At 70.5% G+C, this 434-nt stretch carries 1 protein-coding gene; it reads left to right on the top strand.

Annotated features, from left to right (window positions below):
- The coding region (locus IH68_RS51355; protein ID WP_037886726.1) for an acyltransferase domain-containing protein at window positions 1-434 on the top strand (434 nt) is incomplete at both ends.

Here is a 434-nt window from a genome sequence, read left to right as displayed (position 1 = left end):
TGAACTTGCCGTGGGGCTGGGGGTGTTGGCCTCTGGTGAGGTGAGCGGCGCGGGTGTGGTGCGTGGTGCGGTTGCTGGTGGTGCTGACCGGGTGGCGTTCGTGTTCCCGGGTCAGGGGGCGCAGTGGGCCGGTATGGGACGCCAGTTGTGGGATGCGTCGCCGGTGTTCGCGGCGTCGATGGAGGCGTGTGAGGCCGCTCTTGCCCCGTTTGTGGGGTGGTCGCTGGGCGAGGTCGTGCGTGGCGGTAGTGACCTGGCTGGTGTGGATGTGGTGCAGCCGGTGTCGTGGGCGGTGATGGTGTCGCTGGCGGCGCTGTGGCGTGCCTGCGGGGTGCAGCCGTCGGTGGTGGTGGGTCATTCGCAGGGGGAGATTGCTGCGGCGGTGGTGGCGGGTGGGTTGTCGTTGGAGGACGGGGCGCGGGTGGTGGCGCTGC

Source organism: Streptomyces sp. NRRL S-646, from assembly GCF_000720765.1.
Lineage (GTDB): Bacteria > Actinomycetota > Actinomycetes > Streptomycetales > Streptomycetaceae > Streptomyces.
This window is presented reverse-complemented; position numbering and strand designations above follow the sequence as displayed.